Consider the following 23,255-nt stretch of genomic DNA (forward strand, 5'->3'; position numbering starts at 1 on the left):
CATTAACAACATCAATCCCTGTGGGAGCGAGCCTGCTCGCGAAGGGGCCAGTCAGGGCAATGAATAATCAAAATTTTCCCAGAACTCCAACTCCACCCCCGCACCATCTTCAAGCAGATATGAAAAAGCCCTCGTCACCGAGGGCTTTTCATTAACACGGTTACATCGACCAATCAGATCTTGCCAGCGCCAGCCTTGGCCTTAACGTCGGCCGCGACTTTGTCCGCGTTCAGCGGGGTGTAGCTGTAAGGCGGGGTCCAGCCGATGTTGGTGCCCCACTTGCAGGTCAGCAAGGTGCCATTGAGCGTAGAACCCTGATCAAGGTAGGCGCTGCCACCGTAGTCGCCGGCGATTTTGTCGCAGCCGCTGATGCCGGAGATTTCGAACGCGTTTTTCTCGGAGAAAATCTTCGAGCTCTTGCCCACACCGTGCGCGTAACTGAACGGGTAGACCTTATGGCTGGTGCTGCCCACGTGATAGTTGTTATACAGATGCACCTGGCCGAAGCGAACGCGTGGTGCGCGGGCGGAGATGTTTTCGAACAGGGTATTGTGGATCGTGACCTTGAGCTTGCCATCATCGGTGGTGCGGCTGTCGCTGGAACCGATCAGGTTGTTCTTCTCGTGCGATTTGAACGCCGAGTAGGAAATGGTCACGTAGTTGGCACCGTTTTTTACGTCCAGTGCGCCGTCGTGGTGTTGCTTTGGACGACCGTTGGCAGTGCCGTTCTGGTCATCGGTGCGGCGGCCATCGGTGAAGGTGACATGGTCGACCCACACATTGTTGGCGCCTTCGATGGTCAGCCCGTCGTACTCGGAGTTCCAGTTGCCGGCGCTGCCGTCATTGGCGTCCCAGATCGGCTCCGGGTCCCACGGGTTTTCGATGGTGATGTTGCGGATGATCACATCGTTTTCCTTGGCATAGAAGAAACCCTCGCGGATCTCCGCCGTGCTGCTCGTACCGACGATGGTCGTCTTGCCCGGGATATCCAGACGGCCGCGCTTTTTCATATCGGCAGTCGTCGTATAAGCTTTGCCTTCGCTGATGTCGATAGGCCCGGTAATCTTGATGATGCGACCGTTGGTGCCGACCGAAGCGCTGAGTGCGGCTTTCAGTTCGGCAGCGTTCTTCACGGTGTAGATGTTGTTGGCTGCCGCTCTGGAGCCACCCTTGGTGCCACCGTTTTGCGTGGCCCAGCCAGTCGTTGCAACATCCAGCCAGATATCGGCCGCTTGTGCAGGAAGGCTGGAAAACAGCAGGCTGCCGACGATGGCGCTGGCGAGTTTGCAGGCCGTGAAGGTTGTTGGTTTTGTCATGAGTAATCAGATCCTTGATTAACTTGAGTGTTTTACACGCGATGTCTCGACGTGTTTCTCGAGCGGACGTCCTTATCGCCAGTGCAGCGAATCGAACGTCCGCTACATGAGAAATCCTATCATGCGAACTGGTGCGTTGTCGTACAACTGAATGGGCTATGATGCGTAATTATTCGAAAATTCGAGATTTTTGTTGCTGATGGACAGATCCAACGCCACACCCAATGTTCGTCGCCGGCATCGCAGCCTGGCGGAGGACCTGGTCACCGAGCTGTCCCGACGCATTTGCAGCGGCGAACTCGCGCGCGCGACGAAGCTGCCGACTGAATCTCAGGTCATGGCCGAGCACGGTGTCAGTCGCACGGTCGTGCGCGAGGCGATATCGCGTCTGCAGGCGGCAGGCCTGGTGGAGACCCGTCACGGTATCGGCACCTTCGTCCAGGACATTCCCAGCCCGAGCGGTTTTCGCATTGATCCGGACAGCATCGTCACGCTTCAGGATGTCTTGGCGGTGCTTGAATTGCGCATCACTTTGGAGGTCGAGGCCGCCGGCCTGGCGTGTGCGCGGCGTACCGATGAGCAGCTGCAACTGATGCGTGATTCGCTGGACGCCATCAATTCCCGCGCCGTCAGTGTCGATTACGCCGTGTCGGCGGATTTCCAGTTCCACCAGCAGATTGCGCTGGCCACCGGCAACCGCTATTTCACCGACATCATGCTGCACCTGGGCGCGAACATTCTGCCGCGCACACGCCTGCATTCCAAGCGCCTGGAGAACGACCGCAAGGAGCCCTATCTGGAACGCCTCAGTCGCGAGCATGAAGACATTTACATTGCGATTGTCCGGCGTGACTCCGACGCCGCGCGCGCAGCCATGCGTTTGCATCTGTCCAACAGCCGCGAGCGTCTGCGCCGTGCCTACGAAGCTGCGGACGCGGCGGCGTTGAACGTCTGAAGCCTCAGGCGCGGGCCTTGGGTTCGGGCAGGCCTTGAACGCCCGGGTTGAGGGCAAAGACTCCGCCCGCCAGCGGCTGATCGGTGAGATCGATGCCTTGCGGGCGAATCGAGGTGACAAACAGGGTATCGAGCCGAGGGCCGCCAAAGGCACACATCGTCGGTTTCTTTACCGGTACCGGCAGCGCGCGATCCAGCTTTCCCTGCGGGGTAAAGCGCAGCACCAGGCCGGCATCAATTGCGCAGATCCAGTAACAGCCGTGTGAATCGACGGCCGCTCCGTCCGGTCGGCCGGGGTGGTCGTTCATGTCGACGAACAGGCGGCGGTTGTGCGGCGTGCCGCTGTCGATGTCGTAATCGAAGGCCCAGATCAGTTGCCGGCTCGGGTGCGAGTCGGACAGGTACATGGTGCGGCCGTCGGGGCTGAACGCCAGGCCGTTGGGCACCACGAGTTCCTCCAGTTGCGGCGCCAGCACCGATACATCATTCGGGTTTTGCGCGTCGTAGCGATACAGCGCGCCGACTGCCTCGGCGCCCATGGCGGTTGGCATCGAGCTGGCCCAGAAGCGTCCCTGACGATCGCAGCGACCATCATTGAAACGCATGCGCGGGCGGGCGTGCTCGACGCCGATGAGCTTTTCCGCAGCCAGACGTCCGTCAGCCTGCGGGCGCAGTTTGAACAGACCACTTTCCTGCGCGCCCAGCCAATGTCCCGCTTCGCTGCGGGCGATACAGGCGAGCATTTCGTCCGCCTGCCAGCAGTCGGTCTGGCCGTCGAGTTGCCAGCGATGCAAGCGGCCGGCCGGAATATCCACCCAATACAAGGCATTTTCGTCGGCTTGCCAGACCGGGCTTTCACCGGTGGCGTTGCGCGCATCGACAATCAGTTCGGCAGTCATGAGTGCGTCTGCGCCGGCGTTTCAAACGGACCCGCAGCGGTAAAGGCGCCGCCCTGATACAAGCGGTCGGGATGGTCGGCGGCGAGTGCCGGTTGTTGTTCGACTTTTGCGCGAAAGGCTTCGGAACTGTCCAGCGGTGCAAAGCCCAGGTGCGCGGCGTACCGGTTGTTCCACCACTGATCACGGTTGGCGGACACTCCGTACACCACGCTGTGCCCGACATCGCTGGCCAGCAGTGCGCGGGCGATCAGGTGCTGCAGATCGGTATAGCTCAGCCAGGTCGCCAGCATGCGCAGGTTGCGCGGTTCGGGGAACGAGGAGCCAATGCGCAGGCTTACGGTTTCGATGCCATAGCGGTGGAAATAGAACGTTGCCAGGTCCTCCCCGTAAGCCTTCGACAAGCCGTAATAACCGTCCGGGCGCCGCGGCGAATGGGCGTCGATCTGTTCGTCCTGCGAGTAGAAACCGGTGACGTGGTTGGAGCTGGCGAACACGATGCGCTTGACCCCGTGCAGGCGCGCGGCTTCATAAACATGAAAGGTGCCGCGAATATTCGCCTCGAGAATTTCTTCGAAGGATCGCTCCACCGAGATCCCGCCCAAATGCACGATGGCATCGACGCTCTCGACCAGCGCGGCGACAGCGGCTTTGTCGCTCAGATTGCAGTTGATCACTTCGTCATGCGCGCCGCGGCTCGGTGCCATCGCACTGATGTCCGAGGCGCGGACGATGTCGGCGTGAACCTGCAGGGTTTCGCGCAGAATCTGGCCGAGCCCACCGGCGGCACCGGTCAGCAGAATACGGTTGAAGGGTTTGGCTTGCGTAGCATGTGTGGTCATGGTCGGGTCTTCCATTACGCGGTGGTGAAAGGGGATGGGCGGCGGGGTGTCTGCCCGACAAGCGATGCGCGCTCGCCAGGCAAAACCAGTGCGCGGCTTACATGAAGTTGTATTGCACGCCCAGACGCCAGCGAGCCTGGCGGTCGGGTGAGGTGGAGTCGACTTTGATGTCGCCGATTTCCATGAAGGGTGCCCATTGTTTGGTGAGCTTGTATTTGACGATCAGGTTCTGTTCGTAGTCGCTCTTCTTGTTGTCGTAGCGGATGTAGTCGGTCTTGAAATAGATGAACTGATATTCGTAAGCCCACTTGTTGGCTGGCGTGTAGCCGAGCCAGCCTTCGAAGCGGTGGGTGGTCTGGTCATCCTTGTAGTGATCGGGCATGTCTTTGTTGACCTGATCGCGATCGAGTTTGCGCAGATCCAGGCGATAGCGCGTCGCTACGTAAAAGGCGTCGTCGATTTTGTAGTTGTACTTGAGGCCGAACTTGTAGGCGGTCGCATCCTTGGAGCTGTCCATCTGAAACGCCGGGGTCAGCGTCGACTGCGCGCTGAGCTTGTAGTTGTAGCTCACGGTGAACTCATGCCCGTTGTTGACCATGTTGTCGTAGGCGACATCTTTGCGGTCACCGGCCGTGCGGTATTTCATCTCCGCCTCAAACCCCAGTCCACTGTCCAGGCGGTAATTGAGCTTGATTCGGTCGGCGTGGGCGCTGTCCTCCTCGGTGTACTGGTGGCGGTAGTTGAGGCTGGCAGAGTCAGCGTGGGCAGTGAAGGGCAGGCCGAGGGCCGCGACAGTGACGAGCGTGCGTAGGGTGGTGTTCATACGGTCTTCTTTTTTGTTTTTGTTAGGGTCGTTTGACGAGTACTACAGGCACCGCGATGTTGCGTATGGCTCTCATTTGAGGCGCAGATATAAGTTATCGTACGACAAGATGACTCGTCTACGTGATTTTGCTGGTTTGGAAACATATTGATACATATATGCCCTGTAAATAGGGGTCTAAAGCAAGTCCTGTTATTCCGTAGTCATCTTTAAATAGGGCGCTTTGCTGGACGTTTAGCCGCAAAGGCTTCGATTCGAAGAGGTGTTATTGGGTCTTTTCAAGTGTTGTACGATGACCTATGATCGGTCGCAACCGACGACACTCCTGTCACAAATCCAATAAGAAGGCTCAAGACGTCCATGAGAATCACAGCAGTCAACGCCCAGGTTTTTTCCTATCCCACCCGCCGCGCAGTCGACAGCGCCGGTCATGCTCATCCCGGCGATGTCAGTCAGGCGCAAATGGCGTTGCTGCGCATCCAGACCGAAGACGGCAAGGAGGGTTACGCCCTCGGTGCGCCGGAACTGATTCGTCCTTATGTGCTGGATGGTTTTGTGCGCAAGGTGCTGGTCGGGCAGAACGCCTTTGATCGCGAAAAGATCTGGCATGACCTGGCGCATTGGCAGCGTGGCAGCGCCAGCCAGTTGACTGATCGCGCGCTGGCGTTGGTCGAGCAGGCGTTGTGGGATTGGGCAGGGCGCAAACTCGGGGTGCCGGTGCACAAGTTGATCGGCGGTTTTCGCGACAAGGTGCCGGCGTACGGCTCAACCATGTGCGGCGATGAACTGCCTGAGGGCCTGGCGACGCCGGAAGACTACGGACGCTTTGCCGAAACGCTGGTCAAGCGCGGCTACAAGGCGATCAAGTTGCACACCTGGATGCCGCCGGTCTCGTTCGCGCCGAGCCCGCGCATTGACGTCAAAGCCTGCGCCGCAGTGCGCGAAGCGGTGGGCCCGGACATCGCCTTGATGCTCGACGGTTATCACTGGTACAGCCGCACCGAAGCGCTGTACATCGGACGCGAACTGGAAAAACTCGACTTCGCCTGGTTCGAAGAGCCGATGATGGAAGAGTCCGCCGAATCCTATGCCTGGCTGGCGGGGCAACTGGACATTCCGGTACTCGGGCCGGAAACCCTGTCCGGCAAACACCTGAGCCGGGCCAGTTGGGTCAAGCACGACGTTTGCGACATCCTGCGTGCCGGCGTCGCCGGTGTCGGCGGGATCGGGCCTTGCCTGAAAGTTGCACACATGGCCGAGTCGTTTGGCATGGACTGCGAAATCCATGGTAACGGCGCAGCCAACCTGACGGTGGTCGGCGCGATCAAGAACTGCACCTGGTACGAGCGCGGCTTGCTGCACCCGTACCTGGATTACGACGAGGTGCCGGCGTACCTCAAGCGCCTGGTCGACCCGATGGACAGCGACGGTTTTGTGCATTTGTCCGACCTGCCGGGTCTGGGCGAAGACATCGACTTCAACTTCATCGAGATGAACACGCTTAAAAGCTTCTGACGTGTACGCGGGCTGCCCGGTGCATGCCGGGCTGTCCGAGAGCCCTATAAATATAAGAAAGGCACTCTCGCTATGAACATTCTTCCTTCGCTGTGGGCGCGGGTTCTGGCGGCTACCCTGACGGTGACCGCGCTACCTGCCGTCCATGCCAAAACCCCGGCCGATCAATTGATCGTCGGCATGAGCATGATCAATCTGCTGTCCCTCGACCCGGCAGCCGCCACCGGCCTGGACGTGTCGGAGGTCAATGCCAATCTCTATGACATGTTGCTGGTGCAAGACGTCGCTGCGCCGGATCAGCTGTTGCCGGCACTCGCCGAGCGCTGGCAAGTCAGCGACGATCGCAAGACCCTGACGTTCAATCTGCGCCAGGGCGTGCAATTTCAATCGGGCAACCCGTTGAGCGCTGAAGACGTCGCCTGGTCGTTGCAGCGCGTGCTCAAACTCAATCTCGCATTGGCGTCGACCTGGAAGGCTTACGGTTTTACTGCCGACAATGTCGAGCGTTCGATGCGCGCGACCGATGCCAATACCTTCGTCATTGAATTGCCGCGACCCACCGATCCGCAGTTGGTGCTCAACACGCTGGCGACGTCGCCAAGTGCCTTCATTCTCGACCGCAAAAAAGTCCTCGAACATCAGAAGAACAATGACCTGGGCGCCGCCTGGCTGGTGACGCACGCCGCCGGCAGTGGTGCCTTCGTGCTCAATGACTGGCGCGCCAACGACGTGATTCTGATGAGCCGTTTCGACGGTTACTGGGGTGGCCCGGCCAAGCTCAAACGCATTGTCATGCGCAACATGACCGAGTCGCAGTCGTTGCGTCTGATGATCGAGCGGGGCGACCTCGACATTGCCAAAGGCATGTCGGCGCCGGACATCCAGGCCTTGCAGAAAAGCGACAAGGTCCGCACGCAAACTCTGCAACGCGGCACGCTGTACTACGTCGCACTGAGTGTGAAGCAGCCGATGTTCGCCGACGCGCGCGTGCGCAAAGCCGTGCGCTCGTTGATCGACTATCAAGGCATCAACCAGACCGTCATGCCGCACTACGGCGTGATCAATCAGCGCCCGATGCCGTTGGGACTGGCCGCGCGCCTGCCGGATCCCGGTTATCGGCTGAATGTCGATGAGGCCAAAAAACTCCTCGCCGAAGCCGGTTACCCGAACGGGTTCAAGACCAGTATTCGCGTGCTGGCCGAGCCGCCCTTCATCAATATCGCCTCCAATCTGCAATCGACGCTGGCGCAGGCCGGGATCGAAGCCAGCATCATCACCGGCACCGGTAACCAGATCTACGGCGCCATGCGTGAGCGCAGTTTCGACATCATCGTCGGCCGTGGCGGTGGTGGCGCCGAACGTCATCCCCATTCGAGCCTGCGCACGCTGGTGTACAACCCGGATAACCGTGACGAAGCCAAACTGAGCAACTTCCAGGGCTGGCGCACTTCGTTCTACAGTCCCGAGTTGAATCAGTTGATCGAGAGTGCCGAAGTCGAGCCCGATGCGCAGAAACAACTGGCGCAGTATCAGGACATCCAGCAGCAACTCGATCAGCAAGTGGGCGCGATTCTGCCGGTCTCGCAGATGACCGACACGGTGCTGGTCTACGCCGATGTTGCCGATTTTCAAGGGCACACGGCCGCGACCACGCGCTACAAAGACGTCTACAAAAAACGCTGAAATGCACGGATGAACTTCGCGTGCCGGGTGCACCGGTGACCGTTTTATCAGGAGCTGACTATGTTTGTTATGACTGCCTCTGCCATGGGCGCCCGCGCCTCCAATACTGCGCGGCGTGCCAGCACGGTACTGGTGACGTTACTGGGCCTGTTGGCGCTGACGTTTATCATCGGTCGGGTGATGCCGCTCGATCCGGTGCTGGCGGTGGTCGGGCCGGACGCCGACAGCTCGACCTACGATCAGGTGTACCGGGCGATGGGGCTGGACAAGCCAATCTGGACCCAGTTCGGCCTGTACCTCAATGACTTGCTGCACGGCAATTTCGGTAACGCGCTGTTGACCGGGCACCCGGTGCTCGATGACATCCGCCGAGTGTTCCCGGCCACCATCGAACTGGCGACCCTGGCCATCCTCTTCGGTGTGCTGATCGGTTTGCCGCTGGGCGTCTGCGCGGCGAGCAATCAGGGGCGACTGGGCGATCATGTCGCGCGAGTGATTACCCTGTTCGGCTATTCCACGCCGATTTTCTGGCTGGGCATGATGGGCCTGCTGGTGTTCTACGCCTGGCTCGGCTGGGCCGGGGGCGCCGGTCGCATCGACCTGGCGTACGACGGCATGGTGCCCGAAGTCACCGGGCTATTGCTGATCGATTCGAGCCTGGCCGGTGATTGGGAAGCCTTCGCCAGCGCCTTGCGCCACATCGTTTTGCCGGCGCTGATCCTCGGGCTGAATTCGGTGGCTTACATCAGTCGGATGACCCGCAGCTTCATGCTCGAGCAACTGTCCCAGGAATACATCATCACCGCTCGGGTCAAGGGTTTGTCGCGCCGCCAGGTGGTCTGGGGTCACGCCTTTCGCAACATCCTCGTGCAACTGCTGACAGTGGTGGCGCTGGCTTACGGCTCGCTGCTCGAAGGCGCGGTGCTGATCGAAACGGTCTTTGCCTGGCCGGGTTTCGGCCAGTACCTGACCAGCAGCCTGATGCTCGGCGACATGAACGCGGTGATGGGCTGTGTGCTGGTGATCGGTTTGATTTTTGTCGCGCTCAACCTGATCAGCGATGCCTTGTACAAGGTCTTCGACCCGCGCACCCGTTAACGCGCCTGGCTGCGGCACTAAAACTATAAAAACAAGGATTTTTCAATGACGACTGCATTTACCAAACTGCACGCCGGCCTGTTGGCGGCGATCCTGGCGCTGGTGCCGATGACCCAGGCCAGCGCCAAGACGCCGGCCGATCAACTGATCGTCGGCATGAGCATGGTCAACCTGTTTTCCATCGATCCGGCCAACGCGCCAGGCCTCGACGCTTCCGGCGTCAATGCCAATCTTTACGACACCCTGGTCAAGCGAGATCAGGGCAATCCTGAACAGCATCTGCCGCAACTGGCCGAGCGCTGGACGATCAGCGACGACGGCAAGCAGATAACCTTTCATTTGCGCCAAGACGTCAAGTTTCACTCCGGCAATCCGCTGACCGCTGAAGACGTGGCCTGGTCGCTGTACCGAGTGATGAAGCTCAACTTCGGCCTGGCCACGACCTGGAAAGCCTACGGTTATAACGTCGACAACATCCAGTCACTGATTCGCGCCAGCGATGCCCACACGTTGGTCATCGACTTGCCGCAAACCATGGATCCGCTGTTGTTGATCGACTCGCTGGCGATCTCGCCGAGCGCGGTGGTGATCGATCGCAAAACAGCGTTGGCGCATGAGAAAAACAATGATCTCGGTGCTAACTGGCTGGTGACCAACGAGGCCGGCAGCGGCCCCTTTGTGCTGAGCAAATGGACCGCGAACGACTCGCTGTTGCTGACCCGCTTCGACGGTTATTGGGGCGGTGCTGCCAAGCTCAAACGGGTGGTGGTGCGGCACATGACCGAATCGCAATCGCTGCGCCTGATGCTGGAACGCGGAGACCTCGATCTGGCGTATGGCATGGCCGCGCCGGACATCCGCGCCATCGACGGTTCGGAAAAAATCCACGTGCAGTCACTGCCGCGCGGCACCATGTACTACGTCGCGCTGAGCATGAAACAGCCTGAATTTGCCAATCCCAAAGTGCGCGAAGCGGTGCGCAACCTGATCGACTACAAGGGCCTCGACCAACAGGTGATGCCGTATTACGGCAAGCTGAATCAGCAGCCGATGCAACTCGGTCTGGCGGCGCGCCTGCCGGATCCGGGTTATCACATGGACGTCGCCAAGGCGAAAAAACTCCTCGCCGAAGCGGGTTATCCGGACGGCTTTACCACGACCATTCGCACATTGTCAGAGCCACCCTTCATCGACATCGCCGCGCGCCTGCAAGCGACGCTGGCCGAGGGCGGGATCAAGGCCAGCATTGTCAACGGCACTGGCAACCAGGTGTACGGCGCCATGCGTGCGCGCAACTTCGACATCATCGTTGCGCGTGGGGCTGAGCGCTATCCGCATCCGTATTTCAGCCTGCGCACGTTTGCCTACAACCCCAACAACAGTGATGACGCTGGCCTGCCGAATTTCCAGGGCTGGCGCGCGTCGTTTTTCAGCCCGCAGCTCAATAGCCTGATTGATCAGGCCGGGGTCGAACGCGATGCCGGCCAGCGCCTGAACCTGTACCAGCAGGCACAGAAAATCTACGACGAGCAGGTTGGCCCGATCATGATGATTTCGCAGATGACCGACACCGTGGTCAGCGCCGCCGACGTCAAGGGTTTTGCCGGTGATGATGCCGAGGCAACGCGTTATCTGGGTGTCTACAAACAACGCTGAACGCTGCCCGGTGCGTCGGCGTACGCGCCGGGTGATCCTCAATTCAATCCGAGAACATGCCCATGATTGCCAACATGTCTTCTACTGATTCGAGCGCCAAGCGGCGGTCGGATCGTACCCCCGGATCCAGCTTCGACGCCTTCTGCAAAAGTGCCCTGAAAGTCTTGCGGCACCTGCTGCGCAACCCGATGACCCTGGCCGGATTGCTGGTCGCGCTGGTGCTGGTAGTGGTGGCGCTGTTTGCGCCGTGGATCGCCACCCATGATCCGGTGGCGCAAAACCTCGCCAACGCCCTGCAGGCGCCGGGATCTGCCCACTGGTTCGGCACCGATGAATACGGCCGGGATATCTTCAGTCGGCTGGTCTACGGCTCGCGCATCACGCTGTACATCATCACCCTGGTGACCGTGATCGTCGGCCCGATCGGGCTGTTTATCGGCACCGTCTCCGGCTATTACGGTGGTGTTGTCGACACGGTGTTCATGCGCCTGACCGACATCTTCATTTCCTTCCCTAGCCTGGTGCTGGCGCTGGCGTTCATCGCTGCGCTCGGTCCGGGCCTGGAGCACGCGGTGGTAGCGATTGCGCTGACGTCGTGGCCGCCGATTGCGCGACTGGCGCGGGCGGAAACCCTGTCGTTGCGCAAGGCTGACTTCGTCGTAGCGGTCGAGCTGCAAGGGGCTTCGTCAACGCGAATCATCCTGCGGCACATTGTGCCGATGTGCATGTCGTCGGTAATTATCCGTCTGACCATGAACATGGCCGGGATCATCCTCACCGCAGCGGCTTTGGGCTTTCTTGGTCTCGGTGCGCAGGCGCCGTCGCCGGAGTGGGGCGCGATGATTTCCACCGGGCGCCGCTACATGCTCGAGTGCTGGTGGCTGGTGGCTGTTCCGGGGGCCGCAATCATGTTGGTCAGCCTGGCTTTCAACCTGTTGGGCGACGGCCTGCGGGACATTCTTGATCCGCGCAGCGAGTAATCGGAGGCTGTATGTCTGCAATCAAATTGAACGTCGAAGGGCTCAATGTGCGCTTCGTCAATGCTCAGAAAGAAACCCACGCCGTGCGCGATGTGTCCTTCACCCTCGGGCGGGAAAAACTCGCCATTGTCGGTGAGTCGGGCTCGGGCAAATCGACGGTCGGTCGCAGCCTGCTAAAGCTGCACCCGGCCAGCGCGCGGATCACCGCCAAGGCCATGCAGTTCGGTGAAGTCGATCTGCTGTCGGCCGGCGAAAAGGTCATGCAGAAGATTCGTGGTCAGCGCATTTCGATGATCATGCAGGACCCGAAATACTCGCTGAACCCGGTGGTCAAGGTCGGCGATCAAATTGCCGAGGCGTATCTGGCGCACCACAAGGCCAGCCGCAGCGAGGCCCGCGAGCGGGTGCTGGAAATGCTCGAAAAGGTGCATATCCGTGATCCGCAACGGGTCTACAACCTGTACCCGCATGAGGTCTCCGGTGGTATGGGCCAGCGCATCATGATCGCGATGATGGTCATTACCCGTCCGCAAGTGATCATCGCCGACGAGCCGACCTCGGCCCTCGATGTCTCGGTGCGCCAGCAAGTGCTCAACGTGCTGGAAGAGCTGGTCGAACAGCAGGAAATGGGCCTGATTTTTGTCAGCCACGACCTCAATCTTGTGCGCAATTACTGCGACCGCGTGTTGGTGATGTACGCCGGCAGGGTGGTCGAATCGCTCGCCGCCGGCGACCTGCAACATGCGCAACATCCCTATACCCGCGGCCTGATGGCGGCGTTGCCGAGCATGGACAATCGTCGCGAACGGTTGCCAGTGTTGCAACGCGATCCACTGTGGCTGACTTGCTGAGGAATCGACCATGTCCATGATCCAAGCACACGCGCTGAACCTGAGTTTCGGCGCCGGCCCGGCCCTCAATCAGGTGCTGCACGACGTCAACCTCAGTGTCGCCGACGGCGAATCCTTCGGGCTGGTGGGGGAGTCCGGCTCCGGCAAGACCACGGTATTGCGCTGCCTGGCCGGGCAATACCGGCACTGGACGGGCGAGTTGAGCATTGCCGGCGCGCCGCTGCAGCACAAGATTCCCAAGGAACATTTCCGTCAAGTGCAGATGGTGTTTCAGGACCCTTACGGCTCGCTGCATCCGCGCCACACCGTCGACACCGCCCTGCGTGAGCCGCTGATTATTCACGGCGTGCGCGACAAGGACGACCGGATCAACGAGATCCTGCTCAAGGTCGGTCTGAACGACAGTTACCGTTTTCGCTATCCGCACCAGTTGTCCGGTGGCCAGCGCCAGCGCGTGGCGATTGCCCGTGCGCTGATTCTCGAGCCGCGCGTGTTACTGCTCGATGAGCCGACCTCGGCGCTGGATGTCTCGGTGCAGGCGGAGATTCTCAATCTGCTGGCGGATTTACGCCGCCGCGAGAAACTCACCTACTTGATGGTCACTCACGATCTGGGAGTGGTCACGCACCTGTGTGATCGGGTTGCGGTGATGCAGCAGGGCAAGATTGTCGAGCTGCTCGACAGTCAGGCGCTCAGCCAGGATCTGGCACGCCACGCCTACACGCGGATGCTGGTACAGGCCAGTCGTGATTTCAGTCAGGAATCGGTGCGCCAGCTCGCTGGTTAAACCGATCCATCAAGGAGCGCGACATGCCGCATTGCCTTATCGATTGCCCGCAAACCCTGGCCCGACGTGTCGGCGAGCAAACCCTGCTCGCTAGCGTGCATGACGCCCTCGATGCCTTCGGCCTGTTCAAGGCCGGCGACATCAAGGTGCGCCTAAATACGTTCGAGCACTACCGCTGCGGCGCGGGCGCGGACGATTTTGTCCACGTCGTCCTGTCGATGTTGTCCGGGCGCAGCGCTGAACAGCGCCGGCGTCTGGCCTCGGCGACCGTGGCGGCACTGGTCGCTTTACTGCCGGACGTCGAGTCGCTGTCGATGGAGGTTGTGGAAATGCCCCGCGAGACGTTCGTCAACCGCAGCCAATACCTGCAAGAAGCCGGATTGTCGGCCTGAACAAGGAGTGCTCATGCCTTATCGAAATGTTGTGCCGACGCCGCGCAAACAGCCTTTGGCTTTGTCGCTGGCAGCCACGTTGACGCTGGTTTGCAGTGCGCCGTCGTGGGCGCAGGAGGCGCCGGTAAAACTGCAGGTGCCGACCCTGGCCTACGATGACCAGCAGATCATCCTGGTCTGGGAAAAGCCCGCCGATCACGCCGATATCAGCGACTACCGGGTCTACGCCAACGGTGTGCTGCTGGGCGGCAGCAACGCCAACAATGACCGCGTCTCGCCGGCCAAACCTTACATCGACCGCTTCTACGAACAGGATGTTGCCGGTTTTCACCATCGCATCGGCATTCACAGCTACACCGCGCAAGGCTTGAAAGCGGATACGGCCTATCGGTTCACCGTGCGTTCGGTGGGCACCGATGGCAAGGAGTCGGCCGACAGTCCGCCCGTTGTGCAACGGACGAGCAAGGTCGCGGCCGTCTTCGATGTCAGGAAGTACGGCGCCAAGGGAGATGGCAAAAGCCTTGATACTTTGGCGATCCAGAACGCTATCGACGCCTGCACCCCTGGCTGCAAAGTATGGTTGCCCAAGGGCACCTATAAAAGCGGGGCGCTTTACCTGAAGAGCAACATCACTCTGGAGATCGCCGAGGGCGCAACGCTGTTGGGTTCCGAGCGTGCCGAAGACTATCCGCTGGCCGGCTACATCCAGTATCCGTATTCGAGCACCGTGCGCCCGGCGTCGTTGATCAACGCCTTGCCGCGCGATCCGCGTCAGCATCAATCGTTCGAAAACATCCGCATCGTCGGCAAAGGCACGATTGACGGCAACGGCTGGAAGCGCCGCGCCGATATCGTCGACGAACGCGGTCAGTCATTGCCGTTCTACCTGCCCAGCGACAACACCCGCTACCAGCAGGACGGCATTCTGGCCAAGGCGCAAGTCGAACAAGCGGTGGCGCGCGGCATGAACGTCAAGGACGCCTACGGGCAGATGCGCTCGTCGCTGATCACCCTGCGCAACGTGAAAAACGTGTTCTACGGTGGTTTCACCGTGGTGAACCCGGCCTTCCACGGGATCATGAACCTGGAAACCGAAAACGTGGTGCTGGCCAATACCACGCATAAAACCTACGACGCCAACAACGGCGACGGCATCGAATTCGCCAACAGCAAGGGCGCGATGGTCTTCAACAACTTCTTTGACACTGGCGATGACTGCGTCAACTTTGCAGCGGGTACCGGGGCGAATGCCGTGCAGCAAAAGCCGCAGGAAGATGCCTGGATCTTCAATAACTACTTCCGCAAGGGCCACGGCATGGTGGTTGCCGGCAGCCATACCGGCGCGTGGATTCAAAACATTCTGGCCGAAGACAACGTTTCCGATGGCACCGATGCCGGCCTGCGCATGAAGAGCACCAACTTCATGGGCGGCGGCGCGCGTAACGTGATCTTCCGCGACTCGGCGATCCGCAATACGCTCAAGCAGGCGTTCATTTTCACCCTCGACTACAACGATCCGAATGCCAAACTGGATTACCAGCGCTCAACCATTCCCGGACAATTCCGCGATATCCGCGTCGCCGACGTGAGCATCGAAAATGCCCAGGGCAAGGCGATCGAGGTCAAGGGCGACAGTCAGCACAATGCCTGGCATCAGGGGTTGGTGTTCGAGCGCGTGCGCTTCAGTGGTCCGGCCAAAGCGCAGATCGATGGGTTGAAGGATTCGCTGTTCGACCATGTGTCGTTCAGCGGGCATGGCGCTGCCAACCCGTGGCAAATCACCGGCAGTGTCGGGCTGACGTTCAAGGATGTGCAGCCACCACCTTCTGTAGAGCCCTGATCAAGGTTTCGGCGATTTACCGAGGTCTTCCGAGTCGCTTGAAGTAGCAGCATCTTTGGCTGTTTCATGCGACTCGGCGCCGGAGTTCGAACCCGACGCCTCTTCACCTTTCTTGTCGGCCTTGTCTGCGTTGGATTGAGCTTTGCCGGCCTGATTCACGCCGGGAAGCGCGGTCGGTGGTGCGGCAGACTCGTCAGCTGCCTGCCCGGCTGCCGAGGCGAAAAGCGGGCAGGCCGCGAGCAGGCCGGCCAGGGTGAGCGCTGCAATTTTGCTGTTCATGATGGTCGTCTTCCGGTCGAAGCGGATGGTGATTCATTGGAAGCGTCCTGCAGGCGAAGGTGCCGGCTGCTGGACGAGCGGTTAGTCGCCTGCCATTCGCATCACGTGAGGTCGACGATCTGGCTCCACTCAAGGCCGAACCGGCCGAGGTATTTCCTCAGTCGATCGGCGTCGTTGGCTTGTGCCTTGGCCTGGCGCGATATTCCGAACAGCCGGCGGCCGGCATCGGACAAACTGTCTGCCTGTCGGCACACCTCGATCACTGCCTTCAATTGCAAGCGGTCAAACAGATCCATGCTTTCGGCATCTCCCGGCAACTCTCCTGAAATCGCCTGCGGTTGCGCCAAGCCCCACGCGTAGCGCAGCCGATCAATTTCTTCCTGCACCTGTGCCTCATCGATACGCCCGCTGTCGGCCAGAGTCGCCATGCGCGTGATCGAGGCCGACAGTTCGCGGAAGTTGCCCAGCCACGCCGCCTCACGAGCGCTGGCGAACGCCAGATAACTGCGCCGGGCTTCCAGATTGAAGCGCACCAGTTGCCCGTGTTCGCGGGCGTGGCGTTCCAGCTCGAAATCAATGTTCGGTTCGATGTCCTCGCGGCGGCCGGCGAGGCCGGGCAGATCGAATGTCCACAGGTTGATGCGCGCATACAAATCTTCGCGGAACAGGCCGTCAGCGACCCGGCTGCGCAGGTCGCGGTGGGTGCCGGCGATGATCAGGAAATCGCTTTCGACCTCCTTGTCCGAGCCCAGCGGAAAGAAGCGTTTTTCTTCAATCGCCTTGAGCAGCATCGCCTGTTCGTCTGCGCCCAACTCGCCGATTTCATCAAGGAACAGCATGCCGCCATCGGCGGCGCGCAACAGGCCGTCGCGAGCATTCTGTGCGCCGGTGAAGGCGCCTTTGACATGACCGAACAACGCCGACATCGCGCCATCGCCACGCAAGGTGGCGCAGTTCACCTCGACAAAGCGCCCCTGCATCTGGTGGCGGCTGCGTTTGAGTTCGTAGATGCGTCGGGCGAGGAAGGATTTGCCGGCGCCGGTCGGACCGATCAGCAGCATCGGTGCCTTCGAGCGCACGGCCACGCGCTCGATCTGTTCGATCGAGCGGTTGAAAGCGGCGTTGCGTGTGGCGATGCCGGACTTCAAGAACTCCAGGCCTTCGAGGCGCTTGTTGGCGAAGCGCGAGGCGATGCGATCATAGCGCGACAGGTCGAGATCGATCAGGGCGTGAGTGCCGATGGCGTGATCGCTTTCGCTGGTGCGCTTGGCCGGGGAGGTCTGGATCAGCCGCGCCGGCAGATAGCGCGCCTCGGTCAGCAGGAACCAGCAAATCTGCGCGACGTGGGTGCCGGTGGTGATGTGGACGAGGTAGTCCTCGCGCTCGGTATCGAAGGTGTAGGCGGTGGTGAAGTCGTGCAGCGCACCGTAGACCTCTTCGAAATCCCATGGGTTGCGCAGTGCCATCGGGTGCAGGCGCACTTCGGTCTCTGGCGAAACCTGCTGGATGTCGGCGCGCACTCGCTCGGCGAGACTTACGTCGCGGGCGTCGATGCCGTGAATCAGCTCGAGCCGGTTGATCAGTACGTCCTGCTGTTGGCAAAGGCCAACACTGGGACGCCAATGGCTCCAGCGATTGGCACCTTTGCCGACGCGATCAAGGGTGGCGCCGATAAATCCGATGGCGACGGTGTACTTGTTTGGCATATTTATCTCAAAAGATAAAAGACGATACCCAATGATAATTATTCGGCGAGGGGTTTGTCGTCGGTTCATTCGATGAAATACGAGATAAAAAATAAAAACCATATAAATCAATAAGATAAGAATATTTTGCGAGAGAAATCCAAAGCTGGCACAGCCGCTGCAATACCTATCGCAACGAACAGGACAACACAGCGAGACGCCAAGATGGCCAACTCAACTCTCTTCAACACGCAATCGAATCACTTGCCGGCCTGCGACACCTTGAATGCTTCCGGTGCCAGCGCTTATGCCTACAGCCCGAAGCACCAACTGGCGCAATTGGCCGTCACCGGTTGCCTGAACCAGACCTTTTACGCCTCCGCAGAAAGTCAGCTGGATCAAGTGCTGAAGCTGGTGGCCGAGCTCGACAGCCGCTTCGTGGCGAAAGCCGCGATCTACGCTCGCAAGAAAGGTCACATGAAAGACATGCCGGCATTGTTGCTGGCGGCATTGACCGCGCAGCGTTCAAGTCTGGTGCCAGAGGTTTTCGAGCAAGTCATCGACAGCGGCAAGATGCTGCGCAACTTTGTGCAGATCCTCCGTAGTGGTGCCACCGGACGTAAATCCCTCGGCTCGCAACCCAAGCGGCTGGTGCAGAACTGGCTGAACAGCGCGACCGAGCGGCAACTGCTGCAAGCCTCAATCGGCAATCAACCGTCGTTGGCGGACGTGGTGAAGATGGTTCACCCGAAACCTGCCGAAGCGTGGCGCGAAGCGTTTTTCGCCTGGTTGATCGGCAAACCGGTGGAGGCAAAGGCCTTGCCAGAGCTGACTCGCGATTTGCTGGCGTTTCGCAGCGGCGCGAGTGATGAAGTGCCGGCGGTGCCGTTTCAGTTGCTCGGCAACGAAACACTGAGCAAGGAACAATGGGCCCATCAAGCCCGCAACATGGGCTGGCAGGGACTGCGCATCAACCTCAACACCCTGGCGCGGCACGGCGCGTTTGAGGTACCGGGTTGCATCGACTATGTCGCGGCGCGGTTGGCTGATCCACAGGAAGTGGCGAAGGCGCGGGTGTATCCGTACCAGTTGTTGGCGGCTTATCGGATGATCGGCGAAAACACCCCGGCAGCGATCCGCGACGCCTTGCAGGAGGCGCTGGAGTTGTCGCTGGCCAACGTGCCCAAGCTTGAGGGCGCGGTGGTGGTTTGCCCGGATGTGTCGGGTTCGATGGGCAGCCCGGTGACTGGTTATCGCCCTGGTGCGACCTCGCAGGTGCGCTGCATCGACGTGGCGGCGTTGGTGGCCGCAGCGGTCTTGCGCAAGCAGCCGGCTGCGCGGGTGATGCCGTTCGAAGTCAATGTGGTGGATATCCAGCTCAACCCGCGTGACAGTGTGATCAGCAACGCGGAGAAGCTCGCCGGGATTTTTGGCGGCGGCACCAACTGCTCGGCACCGCTGAAGAGATTGGCGGACAGCAAGGCCAGGGTCGATACGTTGATCATGGTCTCGGACAACGAATCGTGGATCGATGCGCAGCGTCGCGGCGCCAGCGAGACGATGCGCCAATGGGAGCGGATCAAGAAGCTCAACCCACAGGCCCGACTGGTATGCATCGACATCCAGCCAGGCCCTGCAACACAGGCGGCGGATCGTGATGACATCTTGAATGTCGGCGGTTTCAGCGATGCGGTGTTCGACGTGATCGAGCAGTTCACCAGCGGCCAATACAGTGCGCAGCACTGGGTCGAGGCGATCGAAAGCGCGTCATGAATTGATTGATCACCGGCGCTGAATGCCGATGGGACTACATCCAAGACGTCTCATCAAGCCCTTGTCAGCGCCAGTGACGGCACGAATGCCTGATGGCTGTACATCTTAGGCCGGTTAAGTCCGGAGCGCGGCAACGCGCAACAGTCATCAACTTTTGTCGTGCCACCTTTTTTGCAGTGATGGGCAGCGAATGCGACAGGTACTCCATCGGAACGCGGGTTCGACTCCCGCCCCGGCAACGGGGGCTCAACTGGCAGAGCCACAGTGCCTGTGTTTTTGTCGCTGCAACTTATAGAACAACGCCGAATCATCGGCCAATGAATAAAGAATGAAGACATGAAAGAACACACTTACCAACTGCTCGAAGTCGCCAACGGCAAACCGATCAAACTCTGGACCGAAGGCGTCCCGGTGGAAAACGAGGCCCGCGAGCAGTTGATGAACACCGCGAAAATGCCGTTCATCTTCAAACATCTGGCGGTCATGCCGGACGTGCACCTGGGCAAGGGCTCGACCATCGGCAGCGTGATCCCGACCGTCGGCGCGATCATTCCGGCAGCGGTCGGCGTCGACATCGGCTGCGGCATGATCGCCGCGCGCACGTCGCTGACCGCCGCTGATTTGCCGGACAACCTGCTCGGTCTGCGCAGCGCCATCGAGCAAGCGGTGCCGCATGGCCGCAGTTCGACCCGTTCGCGACGCGACAAGGGCGCCTGGGACGAAATCCCGCAGCAAGCCGATCAGGCCTGGGCGGGGTTGCAGTCACGGTTCAAGTTGATCACCGACAAGTATCCGAAACTGGCCAACACCAACAACCGTGGGCACCTCGGTACGCTCGGCAGCGGCAACCACTTCATCGAAGTGTGCCTGGACGAAGCAAACCGGGTCTGGTTCATGTTGCACAGTGGCTCGCGCGGTGTCGGCAACGCCATCGGCAACCTGTTCATCCAGTTGGCTCAGGCAGACATGCGTCAGCACATCGCCAACCTGCCGGATCGTGACCTGGCCTACTTCGAAGAAGGCAGTCAGCACTTTGATGATTACGTGGAAGCGGTGGGTTGGGCGCAGGACTTCGCCAAACAGAACCGCGAACTGATGATGCGCGCGGTGATTCAGGCGACGCGACAGATTATTCGCAAGCCGTTTGAAGTGGCGCTGGAAGCGGTCAACTGCCACCACAACTACGTGCAGAAAGAGCGGCATTTTGGGGAAGAGGTGCTGGTTACGCGCAAAGGCGCGGTGTCGGCGAAGAAGGGCGAGTTAGGGATTATTCCGGGCTCGATGGGCGCCAAGAGTTTCATCGTTCGCGGTCTGGGCAACGAAGAGTCGTTCAGCTCCTGCAGCCACGGCGCCGGCCGCACCATGAGCCGCACCAAGGCCAAGAACACCTTCACCGTCGAGGATCAGATCCGCGCCACTGCCCACGTGGAGTGCCGCAAGGACGAAGCGGTGATCGACGAAATTCCGATGGCCTACAAGGACATCGACAAAGTCATGCACGCCCAGCGTGAGCTGGTGGAAGTGCTGCACACCTTGCGTCAGGTGGTGTGCGTCAAAGGATAAAAGGAAAGCAGGTCATGGAACTGCAAGAGCGTCATCCGCTGTGCGCCACGATGCGTGCGCGGGTACTGGAAGAGCTGGCGCGGATAGAGCGCGAGCGCAATGTCACCGTTTTGTATGCCTGTGAGTCAGGCAGCCGGGCCTGGGGTTTTGCCTCGACCGACAGCGATTACGACGTGCGGTTTGTTTATGTGGAGAAGCCCGAGTGGTTCGTCCAGGTCGATACGCCGCGTGATGTGATCGAACGTCCGCTGGACGATGAACTTGATGTCAGTGGCTGGGAACTGCGCAAGACCCTCGGGTTGTTGCGCAAATCCAATCCGACCTTGCTGGAGTGGCTCGACTCGCCGCTGGTTTATCGCAGTAAACCCGCGCAGGTGGCACAACTGCGCGAAATCGCCGAAGCGTTCTACAGCCCGCCCGCCGCGCGTAATCACTATCTGTCGATGGCGAAGAAGAACTTTCGCGGTTACCTGCAAGGTGAAACCGTGCGTTTCAAGAAGTACTTCTACGTGCTGCGGCCACTGCTGGCGGTGCGCTGGATCGACCAGGGCCGAGGCCGACCGCCGATGACGTTCGCCGACCTGCTGACCACCGTCGACGACCGCGCGCTGCTCGCGGAAGTCGACGAATTGCTGGCCCTTAAACGCAATGCCGACGAGAGCGCCTACGGGCCGCGTCGTCCGGCGTTGCACGGGTTCATCGCCGCCGAGCTTGAGCGCGAAGTGCCCACATTACTCAGAACTCAGGAAGACTCGCGACGGCTGGATCAGTACCTCAGGGATACCGTCGGGCTGTACGCGTAAGGAATGCAATGAAACAGGAAGTGATAGAACTGGACGGTGCCATCGGTGGCGGCCAGGTGTTGCGCAGTGCTTTGAGCCTGTCGATGCTGACAGGCCGGGCGTTTCGCATTAAACAGATCCGCGCCAAACGCAGCCGTCCGGGATTGCTCAGGCAACATTTGACGGCGGTCATGGCGGCGGCCGAGGTCTGCGGCGCGACGGTTTCCGGTGCGCACTTGGGCTCGCAAGCGTTGAGCTTTGAACCCGGCGCGATTCGCTCCGGCGATTACCAGTTCGCTATCGGCACGGCCGGCAGTTGCACGCTGGTGTTGCAGACCTTGTTGCCGGCACTGTTGCGGGCTCCGCAGGCGAGCCGGGTGCGCATCTCGGGTGGCACGCATAACCCGCTGGCGCCGCCGACCGATTTCCTCACGCGCAGTTGGCTGCCGCTGCTGCGGCGTATGGGCGCCAACGTCGAGCTGGATTTGTTGCGACATGGATTTGTCCCGGCAGGCGGTGGCGAGATTGAAGTGAACGTGCAGCCGTCGAACCTGACGCGGTTGGACCTGTGTGAACGCGGCGCGGCCATTTCGCAACAGGCATCGGCGCTGACCGCCGGGCTGGCACCGACGGTGGCCGAACGTGAGTTGAGCCAGGTGGCCAAGCGTTTGAGTCTGCCGCCTGCAGCGTTGCAACATGTCACGCTCGATCCGGCGCGGGGCCCGGGCAATGTGTTGCTGCTGGAGTACGCATTCGAGCACGTCACCGAGGTGTTCAGCGCATTTGGCCAGGTGTCGCTACGGGCTGAAAAGGTCGCCGACGCCGCGATCAATCAAGCCGCCGACTGGTTGCGCAGTGGTGCTGCGGTGGCCGAGCACCTTGCCGATCAATTGCTGTTGCCAATGGCGCTGGCCGGTGGCGGCTCGTTTACCACGCCGCGCATGACCGAGCATCTGCACAGCAATATCGCGGTGATCGAGGTGTTTTTGCCGGTTCGCATCGATTGTCGGGAGGAGGGCGCGGATCGATTGCGCGTTGAGGTCAGCGCCAACTGATCGTCAGGCCAGGGGCGGTGGGATTTCATCAGGAAATCCCACCGCCCTTTTTTACGTCCGCAAAAAACTCGCGAAAGGCGGCAAATTGCTGGCCCCCGGCTTTTCGCTTCCCCGGCAAAATCGCCTTTTTTCAGAAGGTTAGGTTGGCTTATGCGGACGATTGTCATCACCGTTGCAACGCTTTCCCTGGCTGTTTTCGCGGTGGGAGTGCAGGCGAAAGAGCTGAGTAAAAGCCATCGCTTTGCCTGCACCTGGGGCTCGGACATTGCTGCCGGTGCCCAGCAATCGAAACTGTCAGGCGTCTCGCTGTATGGCGCGCGTAAGCAATTGCAGGTGCGCCGGTTCCAGCAGCCGTGGATGCGCATGACGGCGATGGGGATTACCGAGCAAACCTACAACAGCTCGTCGAAGCTCAAGCCTGCGGCGGTCAAACAGACGTATTACGAACAATGCGTACGCCACGAACTGGCCCAGCGATAACGCAG

Annotated in this window: 21 protein-coding genes; 15 read left to right on the plus strand and 6 right to left on the minus strand. The window is 60.3% G+C overall.

Annotated elements, in window-relative coordinates:
- Window positions 1-173: 173 nt before the first annotated feature.
- Window positions 174-1,316 (minus strand): pectate lyase family protein, encoded by a 1,143-nt coding sequence (locus ACWR1S_RS27040; protein WP_102902876.1) that lies wholly within the window; start codon window positions 1,314-1,316, stop codon window positions 174-176.
- Window positions 1,317-1,515: 199 nt separating this feature from the next.
- Between ACWR1S_RS27040 and ACWR1S_RS27045 the strand changes: the two genes are divergently transcribed.
- Window positions 1,516-2,271, plus strand: coding sequence for a FadR/GntR family transcriptional regulator (locus tag ACWR1S_RS27045; RefSeq protein WP_038364752.1), 756 nt, complete (start codon window positions 1,516-1,518; stop codon window positions 2,269-2,271).
- 4 nt (window positions 2,272-2,275) lie between these two features.
- Here the strand turns inward: ACWR1S_RS27045 and ACWR1S_RS27050 are convergent, their stop codons facing one another.
- The 3 genes from ACWR1S_RS27050 to ACWR1S_RS27060 form a co-directional block, all read right to left on the minus strand.
- Window positions 2,276-3,169 carry an SMP-30/gluconolactonase/LRE family protein gene (locus ACWR1S_RS27050; RefSeq protein WP_454565638.1) on the minus strand — a complete coding sequence of 298 codons (894 nt, stop codon included), beginning with the start codon at window positions 3,167-3,169 and terminating at the stop codon, window positions 2,276-2,278.
- Window positions 3,166-4,008 (minus strand): NAD-dependent epimerase/dehydratase family protein, encoded by an 843-nt coding sequence (locus tag ACWR1S_RS27055; protein ID WP_454565639.1) that lies wholly within the window; start codon window positions 4,006-4,008, stop codon window positions 3,166-3,168. Before ACWR1S_RS27055 ends, ACWR1S_RS27050 begins: the two co-directional genes overlap by 4 nt.
- 97 nt (window positions 4,009-4,105) lie before the next feature.
- Window positions 4,106-4,831: an oligogalacturonate-specific porin KdgM family protein gene (locus tag ACWR1S_RS27060; protein ID WP_331695339.1), complete on the minus strand. Its 726-nt coding sequence runs from the start codon at window positions 4,829-4,831 to the stop codon at window positions 4,106-4,108.
- Between the two features lie 360 nt (window positions 4,832-5,191).
- On the opposite strand from ACWR1S_RS27060, the gene ACWR1S_RS27065 reads away from it, so the two are divergent.
- The 9 genes from ACWR1S_RS27065 (at window position 5,192) to ACWR1S_RS27105 (ending at window position 15,633) form a co-directional block, all read left to right on the plus strand.
- Window positions 5,192-6,346, plus strand: coding sequence for a mandelate racemase family protein (locus tag ACWR1S_RS27065; protein ID WP_454565640.1), 1,155 nt, complete (start codon window positions 5,192-5,194; stop codon window positions 6,344-6,346).
- A 72-nt stretch (window positions 6,347-6,418) separates the two neighbouring features.
- Window positions 6,419-8,029 (plus strand): ABC transporter substrate-binding protein, encoded by a 1,611-nt coding sequence (locus tag ACWR1S_RS27070; protein ID WP_454565641.1) that lies wholly within the window; start codon window positions 6,419-6,421, stop codon window positions 8,027-8,029.
- An 84-nt stretch (window positions 8,030-8,113) separates the two neighbouring features.
- Window positions 8,114-9,127: an ABC transporter permease gene (locus ACWR1S_RS27075; protein WP_016987798.1), complete on the plus strand. Its 1,014-nt coding sequence runs from the start codon at window positions 8,114-8,116 to the stop codon at window positions 9,125-9,127.
- 45 nt (window positions 9,128-9,172) lie between these two features.
- Window positions 9,173-10,783 carry an ABC transporter substrate-binding protein gene (locus ACWR1S_RS27080; RefSeq protein ID WP_454565642.1) on the plus strand — a complete coding sequence of 537 codons (1,611 nt, stop codon included), beginning with the start codon at window positions 9,173-9,175 and terminating at the stop codon, window positions 10,781-10,783.
- Between the two features lie 62 nt (window positions 10,784-10,845).
- A complete protein-coding gene (locus ACWR1S_RS27085; protein WP_454565643.1) occupies window positions 10,846-11,763 on the plus strand; it encodes an ABC transporter permease in 918 nt (305 codons plus the stop codon).
- Window positions 11,764-11,774: 11 nt separating this feature from the next.
- On the plus strand, window positions 11,775-12,614 hold the full coding sequence (locus tag ACWR1S_RS27090; protein ID WP_026000816.1) for an ABC transporter ATP-binding protein: 840 nt from the start codon (window positions 11,775-11,777) through the stop codon (window positions 12,612-12,614).
- A 10-nt stretch (window positions 12,615-12,624) separates the two neighbouring features.
- Window positions 12,625-13,401, plus strand: a complete 777-nt coding sequence (locus tag ACWR1S_RS27095) for an ABC transporter ATP-binding protein (RefSeq protein ID WP_454565644.1) — start codon at window positions 12,625-12,627, stop codon at window positions 13,399-13,401.
- Between the two features lie 23 nt (window positions 13,402-13,424).
- Window positions 13,425-13,793, plus strand: coding sequence for a 5-carboxymethyl-2-hydroxymuconate Delta-isomerase (locus ACWR1S_RS27100; RefSeq protein ID WP_454565645.1), 369 nt, complete (start codon window positions 13,425-13,427; stop codon window positions 13,791-13,793).
- Window positions 13,794-13,806: 13 nt separating this feature from the next.
- Window positions 13,807-15,633, plus strand: a complete 1,827-nt coding sequence (locus ACWR1S_RS27105; RefSeq protein WP_454565646.1) for a glycosyl hydrolase family 28 protein — start codon at window positions 13,807-13,809, stop codon at window positions 15,631-15,633.
- Here the strand turns inward: ACWR1S_RS27105 and ACWR1S_RS27110 are convergent, their stop codons facing one another.
- The gene (locus ACWR1S_RS27110; RefSeq protein WP_454565647.1) at window positions 15,634-15,912 is read right to left on the minus strand and encodes a hypothetical protein; all 279 of its coding nucleotides are present in this window, start codon (window positions 15,910-15,912) and stop codon (window positions 15,634-15,636) included.
- Window positions 15,913-16,013: 101 nt separating this feature from the next.
- A complete protein-coding gene (gene rtcR, locus ACWR1S_RS27115; RefSeq protein ID WP_454565648.1) occupies window positions 16,014-17,618 on the minus strand; it encodes an RNA repair transcriptional activator RtcR in 1,605 nt (534 codons plus the stop codon).
- 204 nt (window positions 17,619-17,822) lie between these two features.
- Here rtcR and ACWR1S_RS27120 point away from each other — a divergent pair, with 204 nt between their 5' ends.
- From ACWR1S_RS27120 to ACWR1S_RS27140, 5 genes are all read left to right on the plus strand, one after another.
- Window positions 17,823-19,370, plus strand: a complete 1,548-nt coding sequence (locus ACWR1S_RS27120; RefSeq protein WP_454565649.1) for an RNA-binding protein — start codon at window positions 17,823-17,825, stop codon at window positions 19,368-19,370.
- Between the two features lie 336 nt (window positions 19,371-19,706).
- On the plus strand, window positions 19,707-20,933 hold the full coding sequence (locus ACWR1S_RS27125) for an RtcB family protein (protein ID WP_454565650.1): 1,227 nt from the start codon (window positions 19,707-19,709) through the stop codon (window positions 20,931-20,933).
- Between the two features lie 14 nt (window positions 20,934-20,947).
- Window positions 20,948-21,736, plus strand: coding sequence for a nucleotidyltransferase domain-containing protein (locus ACWR1S_RS27130; protein WP_454565651.1), 789 nt, complete (start codon window positions 20,948-20,950; stop codon window positions 21,734-21,736).
- 8 nt (window positions 21,737-21,744) lie between these two features.
- Window positions 21,745-22,770 (plus strand): RNA 3'-terminal phosphate cyclase, encoded by a 1,026-nt coding sequence (gene rtcA / locus ACWR1S_RS27135; protein ID WP_454565652.1) that lies wholly within the window; start codon window positions 21,745-21,747, stop codon window positions 22,768-22,770.
- Between the two features lie 150 nt (window positions 22,771-22,920).
- A complete protein-coding gene (locus tag ACWR1S_RS27140) occupies window positions 22,921-23,250 on the plus strand; it encodes a hypothetical protein (RefSeq protein ID WP_322846612.1) in 330 nt (109 codons plus the stop codon).
- Window positions 23,251-23,255 lie beyond the last annotated feature (5 nt).

The organism is Pseudomonas sp. AIG (assembly GCF_977020205.1).

Coding starts and splice junctions, on each gene's coding strand:
- rtcR (WP_454565648.1), bottom strand. CDS start 17,618: ATGCCAAACAAGTACACCGTCGCCATCGGATTTATCGGCGCCACCCTT.
- ACWR1S_RS27080 (WP_454565642.1), top strand. CDS start 9,173: ATGACGACTGCATTTACCAAACTGCACGCCGGCCTGTTGGCGGCGATC.
- ACWR1S_RS27110 (WP_454565647.1), bottom strand. CDS start 15,912: ATGAACAGCAAAATTGCAGCGCTCACCCTGGCCGGCCTGCTCGCGGCC.
- ACWR1S_RS27055 (WP_454565639.1), bottom strand. CDS start 4,008: ATGACCACACATGCTACGCAAGCCAAACCCTTCAACCGTATTCTGCTG.
- rtcA (WP_454565652.1), top strand. CDS start 21,745: ATGAAACAGGAAGTGATAGAACTGGACGGTGCCATCGGTGGCGGCCAG.
- ACWR1S_RS27045 (WP_038364752.1), top strand. CDS start 1,516: ATGGACAGATCCAACGCCACACCCAATGTTCGTCGCCGGCATCGCAGC.
- ACWR1S_RS27040 (WP_102902876.1), bottom strand. CDS start 1,316: ATGACAAAACCAACAACCTTCACGGCCTGCAAACTCGCCAGCGCCATC.
- ACWR1S_RS27140 (WP_322846612.1), top strand. CDS start 22,921: ATGCGGACGATTGTCATCACCGTTGCAACGCTTTCCCTGGCTGTTTTC.
- ACWR1S_RS27065 (WP_454565640.1), top strand. CDS start 5,192: ATGAGAATCACAGCAGTCAACGCCCAGGTTTTTTCCTATCCCACCCGC.
- ACWR1S_RS27095 (WP_454565644.1), top strand. CDS start 12,625: ATGTCCATGATCCAAGCACACGCGCTGAACCTGAGTTTCGGCGCCGGC.
- ACWR1S_RS27105 (WP_454565646.1), top strand. CDS start 13,807: ATGCCTTATCGAAATGTTGTGCCGACGCCGCGCAAACAGCCTTTGGCT.
- ACWR1S_RS27050 (WP_454565638.1), bottom strand. CDS start 3,169: ATGACTGCCGAACTGATTGTCGATGCGCGCAACGCCACCGGTGAAAGC.
- ACWR1S_RS27085 (WP_454565643.1), top strand. CDS start 10,846: ATGATTGCCAACATGTCTTCTACTGATTCGAGCGCCAAGCGGCGGTCG.
- ACWR1S_RS27130 (WP_454565651.1), top strand. CDS start 20,948: ATGGAACTGCAAGAGCGTCATCCGCTGTGCGCCACGATGCGTGCGCGG.
- ACWR1S_RS27125 (WP_454565650.1), top strand. CDS start 19,707: ATGAAAGAACACACTTACCAACTGCTCGAAGTCGCCAACGGCAAACCG.
- ACWR1S_RS27090 (WP_026000816.1), top strand. CDS start 11,775: ATGTCTGCAATCAAATTGAACGTCGAAGGGCTCAATGTGCGCTTCGTC.
- ACWR1S_RS27070 (WP_454565641.1), top strand. CDS start 6,419: ATGAACATTCTTCCTTCGCTGTGGGCGCGGGTTCTGGCGGCTACCCTG.
- ACWR1S_RS27075 (WP_016987798.1), top strand. CDS start 8,114: ATGGGCGCCCGCGCCTCCAATACTGCGCGGCGTGCCAGCACGGTACTG.
- ACWR1S_RS27060 (WP_331695339.1), bottom strand. CDS start 4,831: ATGAACACCACCCTACGCACGCTCGTCACTGTCGCGGCCCTCGGCCTG.
- ACWR1S_RS27100 (WP_454565645.1), top strand. CDS start 13,425: ATGCCGCATTGCCTTATCGATTGCCCGCAAACCCTGGCCCGACGTGTC.
- ACWR1S_RS27120 (WP_454565649.1), top strand. CDS start 17,823: ATGGCCAACTCAACTCTCTTCAACACGCAATCGAATCACTTGCCGGCC.